Origin of the sequence: Streptomyces sp. cmx-4-9 (assembly GCF_046548835.1) — a bacterium.
Taxonomy (GTDB): Bacteria; Actinomycetota; Actinomycetes; order Streptomycetales; family Streptomycetaceae; genus Streptomyces.
Genome location: NZ_JAEBEE010000013.1, coordinates 1 through 26094, shown reverse-complemented (window position 1 = coordinate 26094; position 26094 = coordinate 1). Strand labels below are relative to the sequence as shown.

Genomic DNA, 26094 nt, shown 5'->3' with positions numbered 1-26094 from the left:
CGGCGTACGGAAACAGGCGGAGGTCGGTCGTGCGTATTCCTGCCCACGCGGTATGCACCGCAATTCGCGAGGACATCGTCTCCGGCGTCTTCGGGCCGGGCAGCCGGCTGACCGAGGACGTGCTGGCCCGCCGGTACGGAGTCTCGCGCGTCCCCGTCCGCGAGGCGCTGCGGACCCTGGAGTCCGAGGGGTTCGTGACCACCCGGCGCCATGCGGGCGCGTGGGTGGCCGAGCCGACCGGGCAGGAGGCGGCCGACCTCCTGGAGCTGCGGATGCTCCTGGAGCCGCTCGCCGCGGCCCGGGCCGCCCGCCGCCGCACCGACGCCCACCTCAGGGTGCTGCGCGGGCTGGTCCGACTGGGCCGGGAGCGGGCCAGCCGGGGCCAGGGGGAGGACCTGCGGTCCCTGGGCGGCTGGTTCCACGAGACCCTCGCCCAGGCCTCCGGCAGCCCCGGGCTGATCGTGCTGCTCACCCAGACGCGGCACAAGATCGCCTGGATGTACGCGGTCGGAGCCCCGGAGCGGCCCGCCGAGTCCTGGGCGGAGCACGGAGCGATCGTCGATGCCGTGGCGCGCGGGGACGCCGAGCGGGCCCGGGCGCTGACCGCGCTCCACGCCGAGCGTGCGGCCGGGGTCCACCGGCTGCGGCCGCGGGCCGCGGTGAGCATGTCGCAACCTGCCGTCAACATGTCGGGCGGCCGGCCTTAACAGGGGCCGTATACAAAGGGCTGGTATCCGCTCCGCAGGCCCCTTGCGGAATTGTCCGGTCCGCCCGGGGGGAATTCCGTCGCGCCCGTCATGCATCGCACCGGAATGTATGACGTATTCGCCCGGTCGGAATTCGCTGCGCCGCAATCCTGTCGGGCTGTATTCCCGCGCAGTAAATTCCCGTGCACACATTTCGTCGTCACACCGAATGCCGCATACCCGTGCCGTCACGCACAAGAGCCGCGGCCCCCCGGTCAGGGGGAACCACGGCTCCGGCGAACCCGAAGGGCTCAGACGGTCTCGGGAAGCTCCTCAAGGCCCTCCGCGACGAGCTTGGCGAGGCGGTCCAGCGCGGCGTCCGCGCCCTCGGCCTCGGACGCGAGCACGACCTCCTCGCCGCCCTGGGCACCCAGGCCCAGGACCGCCAGCATGGAGGCGGCGTTGACGGGGTCGCCCCCGGCCTTCGCGATGGTCACCGGGACGCCGGAAGCGGTCGTCGCACGGACGAAGATCGAGGCGGGACGAGCGTGCAGGCCTTCGGCCCACCCGACGTTGACGCGGCGCTCTGCCATGGTGATGCCCTTCAGGTTCTTACGGTTGTCTAGACCAGTCTCTCACGGCGTCCCGAATGCTCCGACCGACCTCGGGCCCGGATCCGCCGCCGTTCGGCCCTCCCCAGCTTGCACTGGTTTGCGCCGCCCTGCCGGATGCGCCGCGCCAGGGCCGCCCGGCCGCGCCACCGCCTAAGGTGGCCCCATGACCATCGAGTCGGACCCCTCGTACCCGGCCCACTGGGAAGCGGACGTCGTCCTGCGGGACGGCGGCACCGCCCGGATCAGGCCGATCACCACCGCGGACGCCGGACGGCTGGTCAGCTTCTACGAGCAGGTCTCCGACGAGTCGAAGTACTACCGCTTCTTCGCCCCCTACCCCCGCCTCTCCGACCGGGACGTGCGCCGCTTCACGCACCACGACTTCGTGGACCGCGTCGGCCTGGCCGCGACCGTCGGCGGGGAGTTCATCGCCACCGTCCGCTACGACCGGATCGGCGCCGACGGGCGGTCCGCGACAGGCCCCGCCGACGAGGCGGAGGTGGCCTTCCTCGTCCAGGACGCCCACCAGGGCCGCGGAGTCGCCTCCGCCCTCCTCGAACACATCGGTGCGGTGGCCCGCGAGCGGGGCATCCGCCGGTTCGCCGCCGAGGTGCTGCCCGCCAACACCAAGATGATCAAGGTGTTCACGGACGCCGGCTACCAGCAGAAGCGCAGCTTCGAGGACGGCTCGGTCCACCTCACCCTCGACCTGGAACCCACCGCCGAGTCCCTCGCCGTCCAGCGGGCCCGCGAGCAGCGCGCCGAGGCCCGCTCGGTGCAGCGGCTGCTGGCCCCCGGCTCGGTGGCCGTCGTCGGAGTCAGCCGCACCGGGGGAGGCCTGGGCGCGGCCACCCTGCGCAACCTGCGCGACGGCGGTTTCCACGGCCACCTGTACGCCGTCAACGAGGCGGCCGAAGCCGACCTCCTGGACGGGGTGCGCGCCTACCGCCGGCTTGCCGACATCGGCGCCCCGGTCGACCTCGCGGTGCTCGCGGTCCCGGCGGAGCGGGTCCCCGAGGCCGTCGCGGCCTGCGGCGAGCACGGGGTGCAGGGGCTCGTCGTCCTGTCCGCCGGGTACGGCGAGTCCGGCCCGGCCGGACTCGCCCGCCAGCGTGAACTGGTGCGGCAGGTGCGCTCGTACGGGATGCGCCTCATCGGCCCGAACGCCTACGGGGTGATCAACAGCGCCCCGGACGTGGAACTCAACGCCTCCCTCACCCCCGCCCCCCTGCCGGCCCGCGGCCGGATCGGCCTGTTCACCCAGTCCGGCGCGATCGGGATCGCCCTGCTGTCCGCGCTGCTGCGGCGCGGGGAAGGGCTGTCCTCCTTCGTCTCGGCGGGAAACCGGGCCGACGTCTCCGGGAACGACATCCTCCAGTACTGGTACGAGGACGAGGCGACGGACGTCGCGCTGCTCTACCTGGAGACCCTCGGCAACCCGCGCAAGTTCTCCCGCCTCGCCCGCCGGACGGCCGCCGTGAAGCCGGTGGTCGTCGCCAAGGGGGGCCGCCACACCCCGGCCGGGCACGTCGTCCCCGGCACCCGGCTGCCGGAGGCCACCGTCTCCGCGCTGCTGCGGCAGGCGGGCGTGATCCGGGTCGACACGGTCACGGAGCTGGTGGACGTCGGGCTGCTGCTGGCCTCGCAGCCGCTGCCCGCGGGCCCGCGCATCGCCATCCTCGGCAACTCCGAGTCCCTCGGGGTCCTCACCTACGACGCCTGCCTGACCCAGGGGCTGCGGCCGCTGCCCCCGCTCGACCTGACCACGGCGGCCGAGCCGGCGGACTTCCGCGACGCCCTCGCCGCCGCCCTGGCCTCCGAGGCCAACGACGCGGTCGTCGTCACGGCGATCCCCTGGGTCGGCGGCCACGAGCCGGCCGGCGAGCTCGCCGACGCCCTGCGCGAGGCGGTGGCCGCGCACCCCGGCAAGCCGGTGGCCGTGGTCCACGTCGAACTGGGCGCCCTGGCGGAGGCCCTCTCCGCGGGGGCGGCCCCGGCTCCCGCCGCGGCCCGGCCCGGCCCGGCGGGAGCGCCGGCCCCGGCGCCGATCCAGGAGTCCGCCGCGGAGCGGGCGGCGCTCCGGCCCCGGCCGTCCGCCGACGGGCTCCGCATCCCCGCCTACCCCGCGGCCGAACGCGCCGTGAAGGCCGTCGCCGAGGGCGTGCGGTACGGGCAGTGGCGGCGGGCCAACGCCGAGGCCGGCCTGGTCCCCGCGTACGAGGACATCGACGAGGCCGGGGCCGGGGCCCAGCTGGCCCGGCTGCTCGCCGGAGTCGACGGCCGGTCCGTCCTGACCCTGTCCGACTTCGATGCGCACGCCCTGCTCGACCGGTACGGCATCCACGTCCTGCCCACCCTGCCCGCCCTCTCGCCCGACGCCGCCGTCCGGGCCGCCCGGGCCCTGGGCTACCCCCTCGCACTCAAGGCCACCGCCCCGCACCTGCGCCACCGCGCCGACCTGGGCGGCGTACGGCTCGACCTGGCGAACGAGACCGAGCTGAGGCGCTCCTACGAGGAGCTCACCGAGACGCTGGGGAAGCCGGCCGAGATCCAGCCGGTGGTGCAGGCCATGGTGCCCCGCGGCGTCGACACCGTCGTCCGTTCCGTGATCGACCCGGCGGCCGGCGCCGTCCTCTCCTTCGGACTCGCCGGGGTCGCCTCCGAACTGCTGGGCGACACGGCGCACCGCCTCGTCCCGGCCACCGACCGCGACGCCGCCGAACTGATCCGGTCGATCCGGACCGCACCCCTCCTCTTCGGCTGGCGCGGCAGCGACCCCGTGGACACCCCCGCCCTGGAGGAGCTCCTCCTGCGCCTGTCGCGCCTGGTCGACGACCACCCCGAGGTGATCGGCGTCTCCCTGGAACCCGTCGTCGTCGCCACCGAGGGCCTCTCCGTCCTCAGCGCCACGGTCCGCATCGCCCACCCCCCGGCCCGCAGCGACGTCGGCCCGCGCACCCTCCCCAGCTACTGAGCGCCGCCGGGCCGGGCCCGGCCGTGCCCCGGAGCGGCCGGGGCGCCCCGTACGGGCCTTAGGATGGACCTCATGGCGAAATCCGGTACGACGACCCAGGGGCTGCGCACGGCGATCGAGCGCAGCGGCTACTACCCGGCCCTCGTGGCCGAGGCCGTGGAGGCCGCGGTGGGCGGCGAGCCGATCGCGTCGTACCTGGTCCACCAGGAGACGACCTTCGACTCCAACGAGGTGCGCCGCCACGTCACCGTGCTGGTCCTGACCGGAAACCGGTTCATCGTCAGCCACACCGACGAGCAGGCCGCCGACGCGGGCTCCCCGTCCCCGTACGCGACCACCTCCACCGAGTCGGTCAAGCTCTCCAGCATCTCCTCGGTGGTGCTGAGCCGCGTCGTCGCCAACCCCGAGTCGTACACCCCGGGCACCCTGCCCCGCGAGGTCGTCCTGACCATCGGCTGGGGCGCCGTCTCCCGGATCGACCTGGAGCCCGCCGCCTGCGGTGACGCCAACTGCGACGCCGACCACGGCTACACCGGCAACTCCACCGCCGACGACCTGAGCCTGCGCGTCAGCGAGGCGGGGGACGGCCCGGAGGCGGTGCGCCAGACCCTGGTCTTCGCGCAGGCCCTCTCCGAGGCGACCGCGGCCACCTCCGCCCCGACCGCCCGCTGATGCCGTACGCCCCGGCACAGAGCTGGCAGGACGAGCCGGAGCCGCTGGACCTCGCCACCGCCCCCGTCCCCGCGTACGGGTCGGGCTCACTCGCCGACCTGCTGCCCACCCTCGCCGCCGGGCAGGGCGTCCCCGGCTTCACGGCCCGTCTCGCGGAGCTGTCCCCGGCCGACCGCAACTGCGTGTTCCTGGTCGACGGCATGGGCTGGGAGCAGATCAAGGCCCACCCGGACGAGGCCCCCTACCTGACCTCCCTGCTCGGCAGCTCGCGCGGCGGGACCGGCCGGCCGATCACCGCGGGCTTCCCGGCGACCACCGCCACCTCGCTGGCCTCCGTCGGCACCGGCCTGCCGCCGGCCCGGCACGGTCTGCCCGGCTACGCGGTGCGCAACCCGGCCACCGGGGAGCTGATGAACCAGCTGCGCTGGCACCCCTGGACACCGCCCAAGCCCTGGCAGCCGTACCCCACCGTCTTCCAGCAGGCCGACAAGGCGGGGGTGGCGACGGCGCAGGTCTCCTCGCCCGCCTTCCAGACCACGCCCCTCACCAAGGTCGCACTCAGCGGCGGGACCTTCCTCGGCCGGATGACCGGCGAGGAGCGGATGGACCTCGCGGCGGAGCGGCTCGCCGCCGGCGACCGCTCGCTCGTCTACACCTACTACAGCGAGCTCGACGGAGCCGGCCACCGGCACGGGGTGAACTCCGACGCGTGGCGCGGCCAGTTGATGTACGTCGACCGGCTCGTCCAGCGGCTCGCCGAGCAACTGCCGCCGCGCACCGCGCTGTACGTGACCGCGGACCACGGCATGGTCGACGTCCCCTTCGACGAGGACTCCCGCATCGACTACGACGACGACTGGGAACTGGGCGCGGGCGTGGCCCTGCTCGGGGGCGAGGGCCGGGCCCGGCACGTGTACGCGGTCCCGGGCGCCGAGGCGGACGTACTGACCGTGTGGCGCGAGGTCCTCGGCGACCGGTTCTGGATCGCCGGCCGCGAAGAGGCCCTGGAACTCGGCTGGTTCGGCACCCCGGGCGAGTGCGACGAACGCGTACTCGGCCGGATCGGCGACGTGGTGGCGGCCGCCCACGGGGAGGTCGCCATCACCGCCTCGCGGAGCGAGCCCAACGAGTCGGCTCTCGTCGGCATGCACGGCTCCATGACCGCGGCCGAGCAGCTCGTCCCGCTGCTGGAAGTCCGCTCCTGACCCTCCGCCCGCCGCCTCTTCCGCCCGCCACCCCCTCAGCGCGCCGCCCCCTGTGCCTTCCTTACCGCGCATGATCCGAAAGGTCCCGTACTCCCCATGCCCGAGCTGGTGTTCTTCTCCGGAACGATGGACTGCGGAAAGAGCACCCTGGCTCTGCAAATCACGCACAACCGCTCCGCCCGGGGCCTGGTGGGCGTGATCTTCACCCGGGACGACCGTGCGGGCGAGGGCAAGCTGTCCTCCCGTCTCGGCCTGGTGACGGAGGCGGTCGAGGCAGGCGAGGGCATGGACCTGTACGCGTACCTCGTCGCGCTGCTCTCCAAGGGCGGCAGGGCGGACTACGTGATCGTGGACGAGGCCCAGTTCCTGGCGCCGGACCAGATCGACCAGCTGGCCCGCATCGTGGACGACCTCGACATGGACGTCTTCGCCTTCGGGATCACCACGGACTTCCGCACGAAGCTCTTCCCGGGTTCGCAGCGGCTGATCGAGCTCGCGGACCGCATCGAGCAGCTCCAGGTCGAGGCACTGTGCTGGTGCGGGGCCCGCGCCACGCACAACGCCCGCACGATAGGGGGCGAGATGGTCGTCGAAGGCGCCCAGGTCGTGGTCGGCGACGTGAACCGCCCGGCGGGGGAGATCGGCTACGAGGTCCTGTGCCGCCGCCACCACCGCCGGCGCATGACGAGCGGTTCGGCCCAGGCCGGAGCCCTCTCCCCGGACGTCCTCCCGGTCAACCACGCCTGACCGGGCGGCTCTGTGTTGTGTGCCCGGTTCGCCGCATCGTGGCCGGCCCATCAGGATGGCCATGGCGGCGCTGTCCGGGCCGAGACCCGGCCTCGGGTCAGCTTCCGGAGATGTTCGCCGTGAGCACGCGGATGGCTTCGCGGGTGTCGTCCGCAGCGAAGCGAACCTCTCGTACCGCTTGCACCGGCTTCCCGGGCTTGGGCGCCACCGAGTAGGGCTCGCGCAGCTTGATGCTCAAGGTGGTGGAGTCGCCGATCGGCATCGCCAACACCCCGTCGCTGATGTTGACCGCCCTGCGGTAGCCGCTGTGTCGGGACGAGCGAACCGATTCCACGAGTTCCAGCGGAATGGTGATCTGCGTGAAGTGGGCGAAGCGCAAGACGATGCTGCCGCATCCGACCGTGTGAGGGCGGATGGAGAGCGCTGCGATGAATCCGAGCACCCATACCGTCCCGTACACGGAGAGCACGAGCAGGGCGATGCGCGCCACCGTCCACGGGATCAACAGTTCGACGGCGAGGAGCTCCAGCGGTACAAGGAAGAGCATCACCCACATGATCGGCTTGATTTCAGACCCGTAGGTCAGGATCTGGTGTCCTTCAGGCGCGTCCGGCTTCCGGCGGATCCAGCACCAGAGTGCACGGAACAGCCCGAACTCCATCCCCATCGCTTTGGCGACGGGCGCGGGTAAGACGGCGCACAGCGCTTGGTGGAGGGCCTCTTGACCGTCGGCTCCCTGGCTCCTGGAGGCACGGAAGGCCCGCCTGGCCAGAGCGATCTCAGTGAGGACGATGCCGGCCAACGAGAGTTCGAGGAGCAGTCCCACCGCGACAGCCTCGCCCAGGCTGAACACGCCGGTCCATACGAGACAGACCTGTGCGAGGACCACGGTGGGCGCCGCCCACCGGGCGGCTGTTGCCAGGAACTTCCTCAACGCTGCTCACCTCACCTGTCCTTGCACGGGTGCTCGGTGTCCTGACCATCATGGTTGGCGCCTCTTCGTGGGGAAACGGGGCACGTATGCCGCTGGCCATATTCGTTCGCATGAATGAGGGCGCGGAGGGCGCACGGCAGAAATCAGCGCTGGTACCCCCATCCCGCCCGGTGGTCATCGCTGGTCCTTCGCAACCTTTGAGGACGGCGTTGATGTGATCGAGGCGATGGCTACCGGGGGTGGTATCACGAAGGGCGGTCCGCCCACGTGTCAGGGTCAGTTCACCATCGCCGAGCTGCACTCGGTCGTGGCCGAGGAACGCAAGGCCGGGTTGCCCGTGGCGGCCCACGCACACGGCACCGCGGGCATCGAGTCTGCCGTGCACCTCAGAGCCGCAGCGTCCTTGGCGCGAGCTGGTGGACGCTTGAGAAGGAAGACCCTGGCTTTGCACATCACGCACCACCACGCCTGACCGGGCCCGCGGTGGAGCGGGCTGCGGCTGCGTAGAGGCGTACCGGGCCTGCGCCGCCCTCGCGCCGGGCGACGGCGGTGGCCGCCGACCACGGTCCGGGCAGGGGCAGGTCGGTCACATGCCAGGTGCGCGGGTCGCCGCCCGGCACACCCGCCGTGACCTCGGCCGTCCCGGTACGCCGAGGGTGCGTTTCCAGCGCGGTGAGATCACTGGAGATGCCGGTGCCGACGGCCTTCAGCGTCGCCTCCTTGCGTGTCCAGACCCGCAGGAACGCCGCCACCCGGCCTTCCCCCGGGGGGACGGAGAGGACGAACTCGCGTTCCGAGGAGGTGAGCACCGCGGACGACAGGTCCTCCGCCGGAATGCTGCGCATCCGTTCGACGTCCACACCGACGGGAGCCCCGGACACCGCCAGCAGCCCGAGACCCGCCGTGTGCGAGATGCCGATCCACCACGGTACGGACGGACTCAGGATCGTGGGCGGGCCGTGTCCGGGGTCGCCGCAGCAGGGGCAGCGCAGGCGGCCGAGTTCCACCGCGGGCGGTTCGACGCCCACCAGTCCCGCGAGTGTCCGGCGCACCGCGGCCCGGGAGGTGACGTACTCGGCCACCCGGGCACGGGAGCCGAAGCGCTCCGCCCGCTCCCGCTCGGAGGCGGGGAGCAGGGCGGTGTCCGCGGGGTGCGCCCTGCCGGGAATCGGCCACCACCACACGGCGGTCCCTCCGGCGCGGAGCGTGTCCGCGGGGCCGGCCGGGAGGGCCGGGGACGCGGCGGGTGCTGCGGTGGCCATCGTCAGCTCCAGGTGCGCGGGGCCGCAGGCGAGGCCCAGGACAGGGCGGGGCCGTCCGCCGGCCGGGACCAGCCGGCTCTCCCCGGGGCGCCCGGCCGCGGACGGCCCTGCGCGATCCGGGCCGAGGCGAGCAGGACGGCCGTGACGGCGGCGAGTTCCTCCGGCGTGGGACGGCCGTGGACCACCGAGAGCAGGGTCGGCGCCGTCCGGACGGCAGGCCGGTGCGGGGCGCTCACGAGGGCGGGTTCCCGTGCTTGCGGACCGGGAGAGGAGCATGCTTGGCCCGCAGCATCTCCAGGGCCCGGACCAGGGTCTCCCGCGTGGCGGCGGGGTCGATGACGTCGTCCACCAGGCCGCGTTCCGCGGCGTAGTAGGGGTGCATGAGCTCACTGGCGTACTCCTTGACCAGTTGCTCTCGCAGGGCCTCGGGATCGTCCGCGGCGGCGATCCTGCGGCGGAAGACGACATGGGCGGCGCCCTGCGCACCCATGACGGCTATCTCGTTGGTGGGCCAGGCGTACGACAGGTCTGCGCCGATCGAACGGGAGTCCATGACGATGTACGCACCGCCGTAGGCCTTGCGGAGGATCACCTGGACGCGGGGGACGGTGGCATTGCAGTACGCGTAGAGGAGCTTGGCGCCGTGCCGGATGATGCCTCCGTGCTCCTGGCCGACTCCCGGCAGGAACCCGGGTACGTCCACGAGCGTCACCAGCGAGATGTTGAACGCGTCGCAGAACTGGACGAAGCGCGCGGCCTTCTCCGAGGAGTGGATGTCCAGCACGCCGGCGAGGGACTGCGGCTGGTTGGCCACGATGCCGACGACGCTGCCGCCGAGCCGGGCCAGGGTGCACAGGACGCTCCCCGCCCAGCGTTCGTGCACCTCCATGTGCTCCCCGTCGTCGACGATCTCCTCGATGACCTTGCGCATGTCGTACGGATGGCTGCCATGGGAGGGGACCAGGTCGAGCAGTGCGTCACAGCGGCGCCCGGCCGGGTCGGTGGAGCGGTCCGCCGGAGGGGTCTCCCGGTTGTTGGCGGGCAGCAGCGACAGCAGGTAGCGGACCTCCGAGAGGCAGGTGGGCTCGTCGTCGTACGCGAAGTGCGCCACGCCCGAGACCTCGGCGTGCACGTCCGCACCGCCCAGGCCGTTCTGCGAGACCTTCTCCCCGGTCACGGCCTCCACCACGTCCGGGCCGGTGATGAACATCTGCGACGTGTCGCGGACCATGAAGACGAAGTCCGTCAGAGCGGGGGAGTACGCGGCGCCCCCCGCGCAGGGGCCGAGCATGACGCTGATCTGCGGGATGACCCCGGAAGCCCGTACGTTGCGCTCGAAGATGCCGCCGTAGCCGGCCAGAGCGGACACGCCCTCCTGGATCCGGGCGCCCGCGCCGTCGTTCAGCGAGACCAGCGGGGCACCGGCCTGGAGGGCCATGTCCATGATCTTGTGGATCTTCTGGGCATGGGCCTCACCCAGGGCGCCTCCGAAAATGCGGAAATCGTGTGCGAAAGCGAAGACGGTCCGCCCGTGAACGGTGCCCCAGCCGGTCACCACCCCGTCCGTACGGGGCCTGTTGCCCTCGATTCCGAACCCGGTGGCGCGGTGCCGCCGCAAGGGCTCGACTTCGCAGAACGATCCCTCGTCGAAGAGCAGGTCCAGGCGTTCGTGAACGGTGAGCTTGCCTTTCGCATGCTGCCTTTCGGTGCCCGCCGCACTGCCCTGCCGGACGGCGGCCTTCAAGGTCAGGAGTTCGGCGACCCGGTGCTGCGCGGTGGTGTTCGGTGGCATGGATCATCCCCCAGGAGGGTTAGTGGTGGAGCGGTGCCACGACGGCCGCGGCCGGTGCGGCCTGCGGACAACCGAGAACGTACGGCCGGCGGCCCGAGCCATCACGCGTGTGGCCGATTGATGACAGGAGACCGTTCGCGGAGCCGGGCAATGTCCCCGTCGTGCGGCGTGACGTGACACGGTCCTGCCAGTTGTCACCATGCGGACTCGGGGCGGCGCCGGCTTTTCCCGGCGCGCCGGTGCCTGGCATGTTCCTGTAGGGGCGGTTGCGTCCGTCCGCGCCCCCGGCCGGTAATGGCGTCCGGAATGAGTTCCCGTGACGTCTCCGGCTCATCCCCGCTCCGGCGGCCGCCACCCCCGGGCGCGCCGCCGGAGCAAGTCCGCGTCCGCAGATCCAGAAAGGCAGCCCGTGACCCCCGAGCCCGTGGCCCTCGCGGCCGACCGTGCCGGCGCCCGGTGGTTCCGTCGCGCATCCCGCTCCACTGCACCGCGGCTGCGGCTGGTCTGCCTGCCGCACGCCGGCGGTACGGCGTCCTTCTTCCACTCCTGGGCCGGTGCGTTCGGCAGCGAGGTGGAAGTCCTGTCCGCCCGCTACCCAGGCCGGCAGGACCGGATCGCCGAACCGTGCCTGGACAGCATGGACGAACTGGCCGACGCACTGGTCGAGGCCCTGCCGCCGCTCCTGGACAGGCCCCTGGCCCTGTTCGGCCACAGCATGGGTGCGTCCCTCGCCTACGAGGTCGCCCTGCGGCTGGAAGCCCGTCACGGCGTCCGGCTGCAGGGACTCCACGTGTCCAGCCGTGCAGCGCCGCACCGGGCGGCGCCCTCCGGTGTCCACCTGCTCGACGACGAGGCGGTCGTGCGGTACGTCCGGGCCCTCGGAGGATCGGAGGCGGCGGTCCTGGACGACCCGGACCTGAGGGAGCTCGTGCTGCCCGCGATCCGTTCCGACTTCCGGATCGTCGGAACCTACCGTGCAGCTTCCCCGATTCCCGTGCAATGCCCGGTATTCGGTTATGTGGGCGACCGGGACCCGGGGGTGGGGGTATCGGACATGAAAGCCTGGTCCGAGGTGGCTCCGGAAGGATTCGTCCTGCGGGTGCTGTCCGGCGACCATTTCTACCTGGTGCCCCGACAGGACGAACTCGTAGGGGAACTCACCTCCCGGATGGCATCTTCCTGACGGCTGGAGAATCGTCGGCGAAAGACGAGCCGAAGGTGGCCTACTGTTTCCGGAGTGCGGTTCGGGAAGGCGATCCTGATCTGATCCCGAATGATGAAAGGCCGCGGAGTCTCCTGCTCTGTACGGCTTACCGCCGATTCCACTCCTCCGGTTTCTGCCGCCTGAGCAGACCGTGCGGGGAACTTGAAAATCGAGAGGTTGAAACACCATGGCTTCTGTGACCGTCGAGCGTGCCGCCACGATCAAGGAGATCGTCTGCGAAATTCTTGAGCTGGAAGAGGACGAGGTGACCGAGACCAGCCTCTTCCGCGAGGACCACGACGCCGACTCCCTGCGGGCGATCGAAATCCTGGCGTCGCTCGAAAAGGAATTCAAACTGGTCATCGACCAGGCCGAACTCGCCCGCATGGTGAACCTCAAGGGCGTCAACGAGGTCGTCGCCGAGTCCGCCGGCTGGTAGTCCCCGTCGCTGTCCAGGCCGAGACTGGTTGAGGAATCCGATGACGCATCTCGCAGGTAATGGTCCGAGCTCAACGGCTCACAGAGTGGTTCTGACCGGGTTTGGGGTCTTCTCAAGCATCGGAGTGGGAGCGGCCGAGTTCGCCGAAGGGCTGCGCTCGGGCCGGAGCGGTGCCAAACCGATCACCGCCTTCGACACCAAGGGATTCGCCCACGCCAACGGGTGCGAGATCGTCGGTTTTGAACCGGAGAAATACATCCGGAACCTCGACGTGGACGAACTCGGGCGGGCCAGCCAGTTCTCGGTCGCGGCAGCGCGCATGGCCATCGAGGACGCCGGGCTGGAGGAGGAGGTCCTTCGCGGGCAGCGGGGCCTGATCTCGATCGGCACCACCGACGGCGAGTCCTTCGACCTGGACCAACTGGTCGAAAGCCAGATCCGGTTCGGGCCCGAGCAGATGGACTCCACCATCGCGCGCCGGGTCCGGGCCGGCCGGCTCTCGGCGGCGGTCGCCCACGAGCTGGGGCTGACCGACGTGGAGGCGGTGACCATTCCGACGGCGTGCGCGGCCGGGAACTACGCCATCGGCTACGGCTTCGATGCCGTTCGCACGGGCGAAGTGGACTTCGCCCTGTGTGGTGGCGCCGACGCCATGTGCCGCAAGACCTTCGCCGGTTTCTACCGGCTGGGCACCATCGCCCCGGAGCTGTGCCAGCCCTTCGACGCCGACCGCAAGGGCATACTCACCGGCGAGGGCGCGGGCGTACTCGTCCTGGAGAGCCTGGAGTCGGCGCTGGCACGCGGGGCCCGGATCTACGCCGAGGTGCTGGGCTACGGCCTGAACTGCGACGCCTACCACCAGGTGGCACCGAACCAGGCGAGCGTCGCCCGCTGCATGGAACTCGCCCTGGAGAGCGCCGGCATCAAGCCGGAGGACGTCGACCTGATCTCGGCCCACGGCACGGGCACCAAAGCCAACGACATCACCGAGGCCCGTGCGATCCGCGAGGTGTACGGAGACGGGCCGCCGCGCACCATATCGATCAAGTCGATGCTCGGGCACACCATGGGCGCCGCCAGCGCGCTCGCGGCGATCGCGTGCTCGCTCGCCATCGTGCACCGGTTCATACCGCCCACCATCAATCACGTGACCACCGACCCGGAGTGCGAGGTGGACTGCGTGCCCAACGAAGCCGTGGAAGCCGACCTGCGGATCGTCCAGAACAACGGACTGGCCTTCGGCGGCAACAACGCGATCGTCATCCTCGGCAAGTACGAGGGGGAGCGATGAGCCGCTGGCCGGTGACCGGCATGGGCGCGGTGGCGAGCAACGGCGGTGACGTCGAGACCCTCTTCAGCCGGCTGTGTGAAGGCCGGAGCGGGCTCGGTGAACTGCGCGGCTTCAACCGGGACTGGTACAACGCCCGCCACCTCTACGAGGTGGACAACCGGCCCCGGACCGGGGCCGACGTCGTCGGCCGGGCCACCGGGCTGCTCCTGGAGGCCGTGGGGCAGGCCGCCCGCGACGCCGGGCTGGGGGAGGACCTGCGGGGCGTCCCCGTGCTGGTGGGCACCGGGCTCAGGGAGCTGCGCTCCCTGGAGCTCCGCGCACGCGACGGCCAGGAGTTCGACGTCTCGCGGATGCACTTCGGCACCGCCCTGCGCGAGCGCTTCGGGGCCGAGGACACCCACACCGTCTCCAACGCCTGCTCGGCCTCGCTGTACGCCCTGGCACTCGGAGTGGACCTGCTGGAGTTCCAGGGTGCCGAGACGGTGATCGTGGCCGGGGTGGACGTGATCACGGAGAGCATGTTCGGCCTGTCGGACCGGCTCCAGCTGGAACCGCCCGACCAGGTCCGCCCGTTCGACCGGGAACGCAAGGGCACGGTGATGGGGGAGGGCGCGGCGGCGATCGTCCTGCGGCGCGAAGCTCCGGCGGAATCCGGTGCCTCCCACGGTTGGATCCGCGGGGTGGGCGTCAACTGCGACGCCTTCCACGCCACCGCACCCGATCCGCAGGGCATCGCCGCCGCGATCCGCGACGCGCACCGCAGGGCCGGCGTCAAGGCCGAGGACATCGAGCTGGTGATGGTGCACGGAACCGGCACCCAGCTCAACGACGCGGCGGAAGGCATCGCTCTGCACGAGGTGTACGGCCCGCACATCGGGCTGCCCGCCATGACCGGCGTGAAGTCGATGACCGGGCACACCTCGGGAGCATCCGGCGTGCTGAGTCTGATCGTGGCCCTGCAGTCGATGAAGGAGGGCCGGATCCCGCCCGTCACCGGTCTGGACAACGTGGCCGACGAAGCGGCCGCGTTCCGGTTCGTCCGCGACGCGAGCGAGCGGGCGGACGTGAAGCTGGCGCAGATCGACGCGTTCGGCTTCGGCGGGATCAACGCGGTGGCAGTAGTGGAGGCGGCGCAGTGAACGCAGTGGTGACCGGAGTCGGCCTGGCCCTGCCGGGCGTCCGCTCGGCGGCAGACCTCCTGGGCCCCGTACGCACGGACGCCGCCGCCGTGGACCCGGCGGCCCGGATCGGAAAGAAGGGGCTGCGCTACAAGGACCGGGCCACCCAGCTGGCCCTGTGCTGCGCCGACGAGACCCTGCGGGACGCCGGACTGCTGGGCGAGGACGGGCTGACCGTCCCGGGGGAGACCGTCGCCGTCCTGGTCGCCTCGAACCACGGCAACGCGGACACCGTCTGCGCGGTGGTGGAACTGATCGCGGCGGAGGGCAGCACGCGCGGCATCAGCCCGATGGACACCCCCAACGCGTCCAGCAACGTGATCGCTTCCACCCTGGCCATCAAGTACGGGCTGCGCGGCCCCAACCTGATGATCTGCAACGGCCCCACCTCCGGGCTGGACGCCGTCCGCTGGGCCGACGCCTTGATCACCTCCGGCCGGGCCGGCCGGGCGCTGGTCCTCGGGGTGGAGCCCGACAACGAGGTGGTCCGGGCCCTGACGGGCGCGGAACGCGTCGTGGACGGCGCCGCCGCGGTCCTCGTGGAGCACCCCGACCTCGCACGGGAGCGGGGGGCCGGCCCGCGGGCCGTGCTGGGGCTGAGCGTACGGACCTCCGGGGTCGAGGCCTGCCTGGACACCCTGGGCAGCGCCGGACCGGACAGCGCACCCGGCGCGTGGTTCCCCCCGGGCGACGGCCCGGGGGGAGTTGCCGGGGACTTCCTGCCCCGGATTCCCCGGCACGACCTCTCCGAGGCGTGGGGCGAGACGTCGGCCGTGCTGGGCGTCCTGCAGTGCGTCGGAGCGGTCGGCTGGTACGCCGGTGGCGGCGCCGGGCCGGTCTACGCGCTGGCCGGGCGGGCCGGCGACGACGCCACTGCGGGACTGGCCCTGCTGGCGCCGGGCACAGCCCGATGAGCGTGCTGTCGCCGGCGCCCGTGGCGGCCGCCGCGCCCGTACGACCGGCCGTACCGGGCGCAGCGCCGGTCCCCCTGTACCTGCGGCACCGGCCCGCGGACGGGGACCCTGCCCTGCGCGGGCTGCTGCTGCACGGGCTGGCGGGCAGCGGCACGGTGTGGGACGGCCTGGCGGAGCACGGCCCCGCGGGCCTGGAGGCCTGGACGGCCGAACTGCCCTGGCGTGCGGAGCACGTCTCGCCCTGGGGACAGCAGGAACACGACACCGTCGGTGTTCCCGCGGCCCTGGACCTGGTCCCCGGCGGGGCGCACCTGGTGGTCGCCCACTCCTTCTCCGCCAACCTGCTGCTGGAATTCCTCGGCACGCAGGTGGCGGGCGGCGCCGACCCGGTCGGACAGTACGGGATCCGGGGCATCGTCCTGGTCTCGCCCTTCTACCGGCGTCGGGCCGGCGACTTCGCCTGGGACGCGGCCGCCGGTCTGCAGGAGACGTTCCTGCGCCTCATGGAGGAAGGCATCCGGAACCGGCCCGGGCGCCCGATCGACCCCGGACTCCGCCACCAGATGGCCCGGCGCGTATGCGAGCGCGTCGGGCCGCACGGCTGGCTGAAGTTCTTCCAGACCTACCTGCGCACCCCGGTGCTGCGCACCGACCTGATCACGGTGCCCTGCCTGGTCGTCACCGGGAGCGAGGACTTCGCCGCCGCGGAGAGCGCGATGCTGGCCGCCGACCTCCCCGAGGCCGAGCTGCGTGTGCTTCCCGGGCAGGGCCACTACCCCATGGCGGAGGACCCGGCGCTCTTCTCCGCCCTGCTCGACGAATTCATCCTGAGGAGCATGTGATGACCACCACCGCGACGAAGACACTGCTGAACGAGTCGACCACCGTCGTGCTCACCCCCGGCTACGAAGGTGCCAACATCGGCACCATCATCGGCTTCAAGCACGTCAACTACCTGGTCGAGAAAGCCGTCATCGAGCACTTCCGGCGCAGCGGCCTGCCGGTGGGGCGCCTCTACGAGGAGAACGGCCTCGGCTTCGACATCACGTACATCGACTCCCGGCTGCAGACCGCACTCGTGGTCGACGACGAGGCGTCGATCGAGGTCAAGCCGGTGACCGAGGAGGGTGCCCGAGAGCTCTCGTTCAAGGTGGCCGTCACCGTGCAGCGCGACGGGGCGCCGAAGAAGGCCGTGACCTCGAAGGTCCGTGCCGTCCTGCGGTACGACGAGAACGACACCCGCATGCTGCGCAGGCTGCCCGTCCCCGCCGGACTGGAGCCCTTCGTGACGGCGGCCGTCGGCGGGGCGGAGCCCGGCGCCGCCGTGCCCGTCCTCGGTGAGCCGCTGGTCTCCGGCGGGTCCACCGACTCCGACCCGGTTCTGGAGCAGCTGCTGGCCGGGAAGAACGCGTACGGCTGGAAGTTCCGCATCCCCTACCCGTTCGTGCACTTCTTCGACCGGCTCCAGATGTCCGGCTACCTGCGGCTCATGGAGGAGGCCAAGCACCGCTTCGTGGACGCGCGGGGCATCTCGATCCGCACGCTGCTGGGCGAGACGAACTGGATCCCCGCAGTGACGCACTCCCAGGTGACGCTGCTCGACGAGGCGCTCTTGGAGGAGGACCTCTACGTCGTCTACACGGTGGACAGCATCTTCAAGAACCTCCTCTACACCTCCCGTCTGGACACCTACGTGGTGCGGGAGGGACGGCTGGTGCAGACGGCCACCGGCTCGATCACGCATGCCTACGGAGTGGTCGAGAACGGGCGCGAGGGCCGGCTGGTCACCTTCGACGACCGGGTCCTGCGCGCCTTCACCAACGAGCCGGCGCCCGGGGCCTGACCGGCCGGCACACCACGAGACGTCGGAGGATTCGGCTGTGAACAGGGGGGTGGCCGCGGTGCGCGGTCCGGTGATTACCGGTTGGTCGGCGGTGTCGCCGTTCGGCATCGGCCGCGAGGCCTTCGTCGAGGGTGCCCGGTCGGGCCGGCGGACGGCGGTGGCGCCGGCCGCCACGGAATGGACAGGACCGGACGAACAGGTCTGCCTGGTACCGGGCTTCGTCATCAAGGAGGTACTGGGCCGCAAAGGCACCCGGTCCATGGACCGGGTGACCGGCCTGGCCGTCACCACCGTGCGCGAACTGCTCTCGGAGGCGGCCGGCCAGGGCGCGGACGAGAGCGGCGCCGACGTCGGCCTGGTCATCGGCACGACGACGGGCAGCGCCGAGAGCATGATGAACATCACCCGGGACACCCTCGTCCACGAGAAGCCCTTCTACATCGACCCCTCGCACATCCCCAACGCCATCATGAACTGCGCGGCCGGCCAGTGCGCCATCTGGTACGGGCTGAAGGGTCCGAACACCACGGTTGCGGCCGGCCGGGCCTCGGGTCTCCTGGCGCTCAACTACGCGCGCCGGCTGCTGGCGGCAGGCCGGGCCCGGACGGTGCTGTGCGGTGCGGTGGAGGAGTACTCCTCGTCCCGTGCCTGGCTGGACTGGCACACCCGCACCGAGGACGAGGCGGACACGGTCCTCGGCGAGGGATGCGCCGTACTGCGGCTGCGCCCCGCCGGTGCGGCGGCGGAGGGCGAGGAGCTGGCCGAGGTCGTCGCGGTCGAGCCGGGCCTGGTCGGTCCGGCGGGCGTGGCGCAGTCGCTGGCCGCATGCGTGACCCGGGCGCTGGACCGTTCGGGCGTGGACCGGGCCGACGTGTGGGCGGTGTCGCCCTCCAGCCCGCCCGGGACCGCGGGCGAGCAGGAGCGGGAGGGGCTGGCGCACGTCTTCGACGGCCCGGCACCGCGGTACGTGCCGTCCCCGGTCCAGATCGGCGACACGGCCGCCGCCACCGCCGCCTTCCAGATGGTGTCCGTACTGACCGCGGCCCAGGACGACCCCCGGGCCGCGGGGCGCTTTGCCGCTGTCACCTCCGTCGACCGGGACGGTGTGCTGGCCTGCGCACTCCTGCGGCTGCGCTGACCCGGCCGGGCCCCCGCCCCCCTCATGAGCTGTCCTCACGAAAGGAACTGCCATGTCCGTATCCGAGCTTGAGCACCTCTTCACCGAAGCCTTCGACAAGGAAGAGCTGCGCACCACCGTCGCCGAGATCCTCGACGTCGAGGCCGCGGCGGTCACCGACGACGCCCACTTCCTGGAGGACCTCGACGTGGACTCGCTGATGGCGCTCGAAGTCGTCGTGGTGCTGGAGAAGAAGTACGGCGTCAAGTTCACCGAGGCGGAGCTGCGCGACGTCGTGACCCTCCGCAGCGCGCACGGTCTGCTGGTCCAGAAGCTGGCGGGGTCGTGACGCCGGTCCACCACAACAGTCCGGTCCGCGCGGAGCTCCGGGCCCTGCGGCCCGCGCGGGCCGCAGGCGGGGACGGCGACCTGCAGTCGGGTGCCGAGGCGGTGATCGGAGCCGGGGAACCGGTGTTCGCCGGGCACTACCCCCAGTTCCCGATCTTTCCCGGCGTGTGTGTCGTCGAATGCGTCCACCTGGCCGCCCGTGCCACCGCCCCGGCGGCCGGGCTGACCCTGGCCGCCCTGGAGTCCGCGCGCTTCGTCGGCGCCGTCTTCCCCGGGGACACGCTCACCGTCGCACTGCACTGGAAGGCACGGGAGGACGGCTGGAGCGCCTCGGGTGAGGCGGCCACCTCCCGCGGGACCGCCGCGAAGGTCCGGCTGCGCTACCGGGCCGGAGGAGACGGGTGATGAACGCCGCGGAGATCAAGCGGATGCTGCCCCACCGGTACCCCATGCTGCTGGTGGACCGGGTCGTGGAGCTGGTGCCGGGCACGAGCCTGCGCGCGGTCAAGGCGATCACGTGCAATGAGCCCTGGTACCAGCACCTCGCGGAGGACGCTGCAGAGGAGGAGTTCGCCTATCCGCAGACCCTGCTGGTGGAGTCCTGGGGCCAAGCCGCGGGACTGCTGGCCGTGCACGCGGGACCTGGGGAGGCGGACCTCGGCGGACAGGTGATGCTGGCCGGCGCCATGTCCGGGGTGGAGTTCCACCGGACCGTCTACCCCGGGGACGTCCTGGAGCACAGGGTGCGGGTCCTGCGGACACTGACCGACACCGTCGTCTTCGAGGGCGAGAGCCTCGTGGACGGCCGGGTCGCCATGACGTTCTCGCGCATGGTGATGGCATTCCGGCCGGGCGAACAGCTCCGGCCGAGGGAGGAACAGCAAGCGTGACCGACAACAGCGCATCCAGGACGGCCCTGATCAGCGGCGGTTCCCGGGGCATCGGACGGGCGACGGCCCTGCGGCTGGCCCAGGACGGCTTCCACGTGGGCTTCTGCTACCGCTCCGACGAGCAGGCGGCCAAGGAGCTGGCACAGGAGATCTCGGAGCTGGGCGTCAAGGCCCTGGCCGTACGGGCCGACGTCTCCGACGGGGATTCGGTACGCCGATTCGTCGCCGAGACGGAGGACGGGCTGGGCCCGATCGACGTCGCGGTGACCTCGGCGGGCATCACCAAGGACAACGCCCTCCTGATGATGCCCGACGCCGACTGGCAGGAGGTCGTCGACGTGAACCTGACCGGCGTCTTCCACGTCTGCCGTTCGGTGATCTTCGAGATGATGAAGCGCAAGTCCGGCTCCCTGGTGAACATCTCCTCGGTGGCCGGGGTGTACGGGAACGCCACCCAGACCAACTACGCGGCCTCCAAGGCCGGAATCATCGGCTTCTCCCGGTCCCTGGCCAAGGAGGTCGGCCGGTACGGGATCCGGGCGAACGCGGTGGCGCCCGGCTTCATCGAGACCGACATGACGGCAGACCTCAGCGACAAGGTCAAGAAGCAGGCCCTGCAGTCCATTCCGCTCAGACGCCTGGGCCGCGCCGAGGAAGTCGCCGACCTGGTCTCCTTCCTCGCCTCCGACCGTGCTTCGTACATCACCGGAGCCGTGCTCCAGATCGACGGCGGGATCATCCTCTAGCTCCGCCCCTCTCCCCCTGCCACATCCTCCCTTTCGACAGATCGGGGTCGCTTTCATGGCCAAGAAGAAGAAGCAGCCGCGCTGGTACTTCTCCCTGCGCAGCCCGTACTCCTGGTTCGCCTACCGGGAACTGACCGAACACCACGCCGACGTGGCGGACGCCATCGAGTGGATCCCCTTCTGGGAGCCCGACGAGACCACGCAGGGCATGCTGGACGAGGCGGACGTCGAACTGCCCATCGTCGCCATGTCCCGGGCCAAGGGCTTCTACATCCTCCAGGACACGGCCCGGCTCGCCAGGGCCCGCGGTCTGTCCATGACCTGGCCCATCGACAAGGACCCGAACTGGGAAGTGTCCCACCTGGCCTACCTCGCAGCGGAACGGGAGGGCCGCGGACGGGAGTTCATCGACCTGGCCTACCGGGCCCGCTGGGAGGAGGGGCGGGACATCACCCGCCGGGAGACGATGGCGGAGATCGCCGGCGCGCTGGGCCTGGACCCCGCGCTGCTGGCCGGCGCCGCCGACGACCCGGACCTGCGCAAGCAGGGACTGGAGTGCCTGGTCTCCTCCTACCAGGACGGCCTGTTCGGGGTTCCGTTCTTCGTGCACGGCAGGGACAAGTTCTGGGGAGCCGACCGGCTCGGGCCCTTTGTGGCCGCGTACCGGGGCCTGCCCCCGGAGGAGGGGGCGAAGGGCTGGCAGGACCAGGTCGAACTGCCCCTGTTCTCCGCTGCCGGGGGCGACACCGGCCATGCCGGCGGATGCGGTTGACGCGGCCGGCCGTGGAGGGCGACGAGGACGTCCCGGCCGCATCCCATCTCCTGGTGGAGACCAAGGGGCCGTGGTCCGGTCCCGGCTGCGCCGGCTTCCTGCGGGACGCCGCCGCGCTGGCACGCAGGGGCGACCGGGTGCGGCTGCTGTTCATCCAGGACGGCGTCTCGGCGGCCGTGGCGGATGCGTCGGACGAAGCGGCCTCGGCGGCGCACGCCGGCTGCGAGATCTGGGTGGACCGGTTCTCGCTCGCCCAGCGCGGACTGCAGGAGTCGGGCCTCCTCCCGGCGGCCGCACCCGTCGCCATGACCGAGGTGGCGGCCTGTGTGCTCGATCCGGACGTGAGGGTGGTGTGGCACTGACATGGCGACCAAGGTCCCGGCCGCGGACGTACTGATGACGCTGATGGGCTCGCCCTACGAGAGCGATGTCGTCACCAGCGTCCTGCGGCTGTCCCAGGCCCTGCTCGAAAGCGGTGCGAAGGTCCACGTCTGGGCCTGCGGCTACGCGACCATGCTGACGCAGCAGGGTCTGGGGGACGACAAGCCGCGCAACCTGGCCGCATGGTCCGCCGAGTACCCCTCGACGGCCGCCGTCATCCGGGAGATGCTGCGGGCCTTCCCCGGGCGGTTCCTCTGGTACGCCTGCCGCTTCTGCAGCGACGACCGCGGCGCGGTCGCCCACCTCCCCGAAGTCCCGCTGAGGGCGCCGACCAGGTTCGCCGAACACGTCGCCGCCGCGGACAAGACCCTGTACCTGGGCGTGATGTGACGGCCGCCGGCTCCCAGCGCGCGCTGGCGATCATCGAACGCGGCTACCGGGGCGCCGTGGAGACGCAGTTCTCCGACGAGCTGTACTGCGCCTTCCTCTTCCACCGCCACCTCGGCGGGCTCGACGTCCTGCTCCGCGGGTCGGCCGTCACCTACGCGGCCCGGGCAGGCCGGACACCCACCCTGCGCCTGGGAAACCGGGAGATCACGACCCTGAGCGAGCCGCGGCGCGGACTCGGCGTCCTGCTGGAGTCCGGTGTCGGCGTCTGGGCCGAGACAGCGGACCTGAGGTCTCACGGGCTGAGCGCCGAAAAGGACCTGCTGCCGGGCGTCCGCAGCGCCGCGCCGGGTGCGATGGCCCTGCGGTGGTCCGGGTACCGCGCCGTCTTCTACCTCTAGGGGCGGCCCCGGCCGCCCGCCGGTGCCTTCCGGTCATCCGCACCCGCCGGCCGGGGTGCTCGCCGGCGCCCTGCCCCACACAGGCACTCCTTCGTCTTCGCGCTCTCCCCCTCGCACCCGCGCGGGGGTCGGATCACCGGAAAGGTGGAATCGCTGGTATGTCGGCTCAGGATGATGAGTGGGATGCCGTCGTTGTCGGCTCGGGTCTGGGCGGGCTGGTGTGCGCGGCCTATCTGGCCGTCGCCGGTCGCCGGGTACTGGTCGTGGAGCAGCACGATGTCGCCGGCGGCAACAGCCATGTGTTCCGGCGCCGCAGCGCCTACGAGTTCGACGTGGGCGTCCACTACCTCGGTGACTGCGGTCCCGGCGGAGTCCTGCCCGCGATCTTCGGCGGCCTCGGTCTCAAGGACCGGGTGGTCTACCGGGAGATGGACCAGAACGGGTTCGACCGGATCGTCACTCCCGGCGTCACGATGGACATGCCGGCCGGCTGGCCGCAGTACCGGCAGCGGCTGAAGGAGGCGCTGCCCGGGGACGCGGCGGGCATCGACCGGTTCATCGACACGTGCGCCGGCCTGGGCGAGGAGATGCGGTCGGCGCTCCTGTCGGCCGAGGACCTGACGATCACCGAGCTCGTGGCCCGTACCCCGACCACGGTGACCTGGGGACGCCGCACCCTCTCCGAACTCTTCGACCACTGCGGGCTGTCCACCCCGGCGCGGACCGTGCTGGCCGCCCAGTCACCGAACTACGGGATGGGCCCCGACCAGGCGAGCGTCTCCCTGCACGCGACGGTCACCGACCACTACGTCCGCGGCGCCTACTACCCCGAAGGCGGCGGCCAGATGCTGGCGGCCTCGCTGGTGGAGGTCTTGGAGTCGCACGGAGGAGAACTCCGCACCAAGAGCACGGTGGAACGCATCCTCGTCGAGGACGGCAAGGTCACCGGGGTCGGTCTGAAGGGCGGCCGGCTGATCGCGTCCGACCTCGTCGTCTCCAACGCGGACTACCGCCGGACGGTCCTGGACCTCGTCGGGGAGGAGCACTTCCCCCGCCGCCTGGTGTCCAAGACACGGGACGCCACCATGGGGCTCCCCTTTGCCACGCTCTACATCGCACTCGACACGGAACTTCCGAGCCGCCCCAACGCGAACCTGTGGTGGTACCGGGACAACGACATCGACGGGTACTACAAGCGGCTGGCCGAGGGCGACCTCGACCCCGTGCCGTTCCTCTTCATGTCCTTCGCCTCCCTCAAGGACCCCGGCTCGCGCACCGTCTGCCCGCCGGGACACAGCAACTTCCAGGTGATGACGCTGTGCCCGCCGAGCTACGACCACTGGGGCGTGGCGCAAGGCCCCGCCTCCGGTGAGCCCTACCGGCGTACGGGCCCGTACCGGGAGCAGAAGGCCCGGCTGACCGAGGCGATGCTGAACGCCGCGGAGGAGGCCATCGGACCGTTCCGCAAGCACATCGTCCACCTGGAGGCGGCCACCCCGCTCACCCACGAGCGGTACACCCTCTCGACCGGAGGCACGCCGTTCGGCCTGGCGCAATGGGGGACGGCGGGAAGCCGGCCGGATACGCGTACCTCCGTGCAGGGGCTGCACGTGGTGGGCGCCAACACCCGCTACGGAAGCGGGATCACCGGCGTCGCCGTCGGCGGCATCGCCTGTGCCGGACAGATCCTCGAACGGCGCCTGATGAGCGAGGTCCACTCCGGATCCGTCATCGCCGACCCGGACCTGCTGCCCGAACGCCTCGACGGCTGGGACCCGCTCGCGGTCTCCCGGGGCACCGCGCGCCGCCATGCACGCGGCCTGGCCAGGATCCGCTGACCGGACCCGGCAGGAAGAGCTGGCAGTTTCATGCAGCTCCGGCCCCTCCCCGGCCGCCCCGGGTGAGACTGGGCCAGTGCGCTGCGGGGGCCGAGCCCGCCGAGCGGCACGATCGCGGCCACCTGCGTTGCCCTCCGGGTCTGCCGCTGCCAGTTCTGCACCATCCCGGATGAATTGCCATCAGCGAAGGTCCCAGCCATGTCTGATTCACGAGGTCGCAACTCCCTGATGCCGGACCCCGACGCGCTGCACCACACCCTGCCGGACCTGTTCGAGGCACAGGTGCAGCGGGGGCCGGACCTCACCGCGGTGGCGTGCCGAGGCGAAACGCTCTCGTACGCGGAACTCAACGCGCGGGCGAACCAGGTCGCGCGGTTCCTCATCGACCGCGGCGTGGGACCCGAGGGGCTCGTGGCGCTCTCGCTGCCGCGTTCGCCGGACTGGGTGGCCGCAGTGCTGGGCATCTGGAAGGCCGGCGCCGCCTACCTGCCGGTCGACCCGCAGTATCCGGCGGACCGGGTGGCGTACATGCTGGAGGACTCGGCCCCGGCGCTGACGCTGACCGCGCCCGTTCCCGAGGCGGAACTCGCCGCCCTGTCCCGGGAGAACGTGGGCGACGGCGAGCGCGTCGCCGCACTGGACGCCGCCCACCCCGCCTATGTGATCTACACATCCGGGTCCACGGGACGGCCCAAGGGCGTGGTGGTGCCGCAGCGGGGCGCGGCGAACATGGCGGCGGTGCACAGGGCGCACCTGGGTGTCGGTGCAGGCGCCCGCGTGCTCCAGGCGGTCTCACCCAACTTCGACCCGTCGGTGGCAGACCTGCTGATGACGCTCCTGTCGGGCGGCACCCTCGTGCTGCCCCGCGGCCAGGTCGTCGGCGACGAGCTGGCCGCGCTGCTGGAGTCCGAGGCGATCACGCACGTGATGCTGCCCGCGCCGGTCCTGGCGACGGTACCGCTCACCGCCGGCGGACTGCCGCTGCTGGAGTGCGTGGTGACCGGCGGTGAGGCGTGCTCGCCCGAGCTGGTGGCCCGGTGGGCGCCTGGACGCCGCCTGGTCAATGCCTACGGGCCCACCGAAGCCGCGGTCGCTTCGACCCTGAGCGGTGCCCTGTCGGCCGGAACCGGCACGGTGCCCATCGGGCGGCCGGTCTGGAACACCCGGGCGTATGTGCTGGATGGGGCGTTGCGGCCGGTGGATGCGGGTGTGGCGGGTGATTTGTATGTGGCGGGTGTGCAGTTGGCGCGGGGTTATCTGGGTCGTGCGGGTTTGAGTGCGGAGCGTTTTGTTGCTGATCCGTTGGGTGGGTCCGGGGAGCGGATGTATCGGACGGGTGATGTGGCGCGGTGGGGTGCGGGGGGTGTGCTGGAGTTCGTCGGGCGTTCGGACGAGCAGGTGAAGGTGCGTGGTTTCCGGGTGGAGCCGGGGGAGGTGGAGGCGGTTCTTTCGGCGTTGC

Annotated in this window: 28 protein-coding genes; 23 read left to right on the top strand and 5 right to left on the bottom strand. The window is 71.7% G+C overall.

Annotation, left to right across the window (positions count from 1 at the left end; genetic code table 11):
- Positions 1–29: 29 nt before the first annotated feature.
- The gene (locus ACLJTM_RS32680) at positions 30–707 is read left to right on the top strand and encodes a GntR family transcriptional regulator (RefSeq protein ID WP_411107427.1); all 678 of its coding nucleotides are present in this window, start codon (positions 30–32) and stop codon (positions 705–707) included.
- 290 nt (positions 708–997) lie between these two features.
- Here the strand turns inward: ACLJTM_RS32680 and ACLJTM_RS32675 are convergent, their stop codons facing one another.
- The gene (locus ACLJTM_RS32675; protein WP_411107426.1) at positions 998–1279 is read right to left on the bottom strand and encodes an HPr family phosphocarrier protein; all 282 of its coding nucleotides are present in this window, start codon (positions 1277–1279) and stop codon (positions 998–1000) included.
- Between the two features lie 184 nt (positions 1280–1463).
- Here ACLJTM_RS32675 and ACLJTM_RS32670 point away from each other — a divergent pair, with 184 nt between their 5' ends.
- The 4 genes from ACLJTM_RS32670 (at position 1464) to ACLJTM_RS32655 (ending at position 6898) form a co-directional block, all read left to right on the top strand.
- Positions 1464–4274: a GNAT family N-acetyltransferase gene (locus ACLJTM_RS32670; protein ID WP_411107425.1), complete on the top strand. Its 2811-nt coding sequence runs from the start codon at positions 1464–1466 to the stop codon at positions 4272–4274.
- Between the two features lie 63 nt (positions 4275–4337).
- Entirely contained in the window at positions 4338–4946 is a 609-nt protein-coding gene (locus tag ACLJTM_RS32665) for a DUF5998 family protein (protein WP_411107423.1), read from the top strand.
- Positions 4946–6151, top strand: coding sequence for an alkaline phosphatase family protein (locus tag ACLJTM_RS32660; protein ID WP_411107422.1), 1206 nt, complete (start codon positions 4946–4948; stop codon positions 6149–6151). Before ACLJTM_RS32665 ends, ACLJTM_RS32660 begins: the two co-directional genes overlap by 1 nt.
- A gap of 96 nt (positions 6152–6247) precedes the next feature.
- Positions 6248–6898 (top strand): thymidine kinase, encoded by a 651-nt coding sequence (locus tag ACLJTM_RS32655; RefSeq protein WP_411107421.1) that lies wholly within the window; start codon positions 6248–6250, stop codon positions 6896–6898.
- A gap of 97 nt (positions 6899–6995) precedes the next feature.
- Here ACLJTM_RS32655 and ACLJTM_RS32650 read toward each other — a convergent pair whose 3' ends face one another.
- From ACLJTM_RS32650 to ACLJTM_RS32635, 4 genes are all read right to left on the bottom strand, one after another.
- On the bottom strand, positions 6996–7832 hold the full coding sequence (locus tag ACLJTM_RS32650; RefSeq protein WP_411107420.1) for a hypothetical protein: 837 nt from the start codon (positions 7830–7832) through the stop codon (positions 6996–6998).
- Between the two features lie 452 nt (positions 7833–8284).
- On the bottom strand, positions 8285–9094 hold the full coding sequence (locus tag ACLJTM_RS32645) for a 4'-phosphopantetheinyl transferase family protein (RefSeq protein ID WP_411107419.1): 810 nt from the start codon (positions 9092–9094) through the stop codon (positions 8285–8287).
- Between the two features lie 2 nt (positions 9095–9096).
- Positions 9097–9330 carry an acyl-CoA carboxylase subunit epsilon gene (locus ACLJTM_RS32640; protein WP_411107418.1) on the bottom strand — a complete coding sequence of 78 codons (234 nt, stop codon included), beginning with the start codon at positions 9328–9330 and terminating at the stop codon, positions 9097–9099.
- Positions 9327–10886 (bottom strand): acyl-CoA carboxylase subunit beta, encoded by a 1560-nt coding sequence (locus ACLJTM_RS32635; RefSeq protein ID WP_411107417.1) that lies wholly within the window; start codon positions 10884–10886, stop codon positions 9327–9329. The genes ACLJTM_RS32640 and ACLJTM_RS32635 overlap by 4 nt, the downstream gene beginning before the upstream one ends.
- Before the next feature lie 409 nt (positions 10887–11295).
- Here ACLJTM_RS32635 and ACLJTM_RS32630 point away from each other — a divergent pair, with 409 nt between their 5' ends.
- From ACLJTM_RS32630 to ACLJTM_RS32545, 18 genes are all read left to right on the top strand, one after another.
- Positions 11296–12069: a thioesterase II family protein gene (locus ACLJTM_RS32630; RefSeq protein WP_411107416.1), complete on the top strand. Its 774-nt coding sequence runs from the start codon at positions 11296–11298 to the stop codon at positions 12067–12069.
- Between the two features lie 208 nt (positions 12070–12277).
- Positions 12278–12529 carry an acyl carrier protein gene (locus ACLJTM_RS32625; protein WP_411107415.1) on the top strand — a complete coding sequence of 84 codons (252 nt, stop codon included), beginning with the start codon at positions 12278–12280 and terminating at the stop codon, positions 12527–12529.
- Positions 12530–12569: 40 nt separating this feature from the next.
- A complete protein-coding gene (locus ACLJTM_RS32620) occupies positions 12570–13820 on the top strand; it encodes a beta-ketoacyl-[acyl-carrier-protein] synthase family protein (protein ID WP_411107414.1) in 1251 nt (416 codons plus the stop codon).
- Complete coding sequence (locus ACLJTM_RS32615) at positions 13817–14959, top strand: beta-ketoacyl synthase N-terminal-like domain-containing protein (protein WP_411107413.1); 1143 nt, start codon at positions 13817–13819, stop codon at positions 14957–14959. Before ACLJTM_RS32620 ends, ACLJTM_RS32615 begins: the two co-directional genes overlap by 4 nt.
- On the top strand, positions 14956–15912 hold the full coding sequence (locus ACLJTM_RS32610) for a beta-ketoacyl synthase N-terminal-like domain-containing protein (protein ID WP_411107412.1): 957 nt from the start codon (positions 14956–14958) through the stop codon (positions 15910–15912). The genes ACLJTM_RS32615 and ACLJTM_RS32610 overlap by 4 nt, the downstream gene beginning before the upstream one ends.
- A complete protein-coding gene (locus ACLJTM_RS32605) occupies positions 15909–16754 on the top strand; it encodes an alpha/beta fold hydrolase (protein ID WP_411107411.1) in 846 nt (281 codons plus the stop codon). Before ACLJTM_RS32610 ends, ACLJTM_RS32605 begins: the two co-directional genes overlap by 4 nt.
- Positions 16754–17755, top strand: coding sequence for a hypothetical protein (locus ACLJTM_RS32600; RefSeq protein ID WP_411107410.1), 1002 nt, complete (start codon positions 16754–16756; stop codon positions 17753–17755). Before ACLJTM_RS32605 ends, ACLJTM_RS32600 begins: the two co-directional genes overlap by 1 nt.
- A 37-nt stretch (positions 17756–17792) precedes the next feature.
- A complete protein-coding gene (locus ACLJTM_RS32595) occupies positions 17793–18893 on the top strand; it encodes a beta-ketoacyl synthase N-terminal-like domain-containing protein (protein WP_411107409.1) in 1101 nt (366 codons plus the stop codon).
- 52 nt (positions 18894–18945) lie between these two features.
- Positions 18946–19221, top strand: a complete 276-nt coding sequence (locus tag ACLJTM_RS32590) for an acyl carrier protein (RefSeq protein ID WP_411107408.1) — start codon at positions 18946–18948, stop codon at positions 19219–19221.
- Positions 19218–19625 carry a 3-hydroxyacyl-ACP dehydratase FabZ family protein gene (locus ACLJTM_RS32585; protein WP_411107407.1) on the top strand — a complete coding sequence of 136 codons (408 nt, stop codon included), beginning with the start codon at positions 19218–19220 and terminating at the stop codon, positions 19623–19625. Before ACLJTM_RS32590 ends, ACLJTM_RS32585 begins: the two co-directional genes overlap by 4 nt.
- A complete protein-coding gene (locus tag ACLJTM_RS32580) occupies positions 19625–20110 on the top strand; it encodes a 3-hydroxyacyl-ACP dehydratase FabZ family protein (RefSeq protein WP_411107406.1) in 486 nt (161 codons plus the stop codon). Before ACLJTM_RS32585 ends, ACLJTM_RS32580 begins: the two co-directional genes overlap by 1 nt.
- The gene (fabG, locus tag ACLJTM_RS32575) at positions 20107–20856 is read left to right on the top strand and encodes a 3-oxoacyl-[acyl-carrier-protein] reductase (RefSeq protein ID WP_411107405.1); all 750 of its coding nucleotides are present in this window, start codon (positions 20107–20109) and stop codon (positions 20854–20856) included. The genes ACLJTM_RS32580 and fabG overlap by 4 nt, the downstream gene beginning before the upstream one ends.
- 55 nt (positions 20857–20911) lie before the next feature.
- Positions 20912–21628 (top strand): 2-hydroxychromene-2-carboxylate isomerase, encoded by a 717-nt coding sequence (locus ACLJTM_RS32570; protein ID WP_411107404.1) that lies wholly within the window; start codon positions 20912–20914, stop codon positions 21626–21628.
- A complete protein-coding gene (locus ACLJTM_RS32565) occupies positions 21619–21990 on the top strand; it encodes a hypothetical protein (RefSeq protein ID WP_411107521.1) in 372 nt (123 codons plus the stop codon). Before ACLJTM_RS32570 ends, ACLJTM_RS32565 begins: the two co-directional genes overlap by 10 nt.
- Position 21991: 1 nt before the next feature.
- Positions 21992–22399 carry a hypothetical protein gene (locus ACLJTM_RS32560; protein WP_411107403.1) on the top strand — a complete coding sequence of 136 codons (408 nt, stop codon included), beginning with the start codon at positions 21992–21994 and terminating at the stop codon, positions 22397–22399.
- Complete coding sequence (locus tag ACLJTM_RS32555; protein WP_411107402.1) at positions 22396–22797, top strand: hypothetical protein; 402 nt, start codon at positions 22396–22398, stop codon at positions 22795–22797. The genes ACLJTM_RS32560 and ACLJTM_RS32555 overlap by 4 nt, the downstream gene beginning before the upstream one ends.
- A 158-nt stretch (positions 22798–22955) precedes the next feature.
- Positions 22956–24635, top strand: a complete 1680-nt coding sequence (locus ACLJTM_RS32550; RefSeq protein WP_411107401.1) for a phytoene desaturase family protein — start codon at positions 22956–22958, stop codon at positions 24633–24635.
- Positions 24636–24833: 198 nt separating this feature from the next.
- Positions 24834–26094 (top strand): amino acid adenylation domain-containing protein (locus tag ACLJTM_RS32545; RefSeq protein ID WP_411107400.1); only part of this gene is annotated, 1261 nt, incomplete at its 3' end.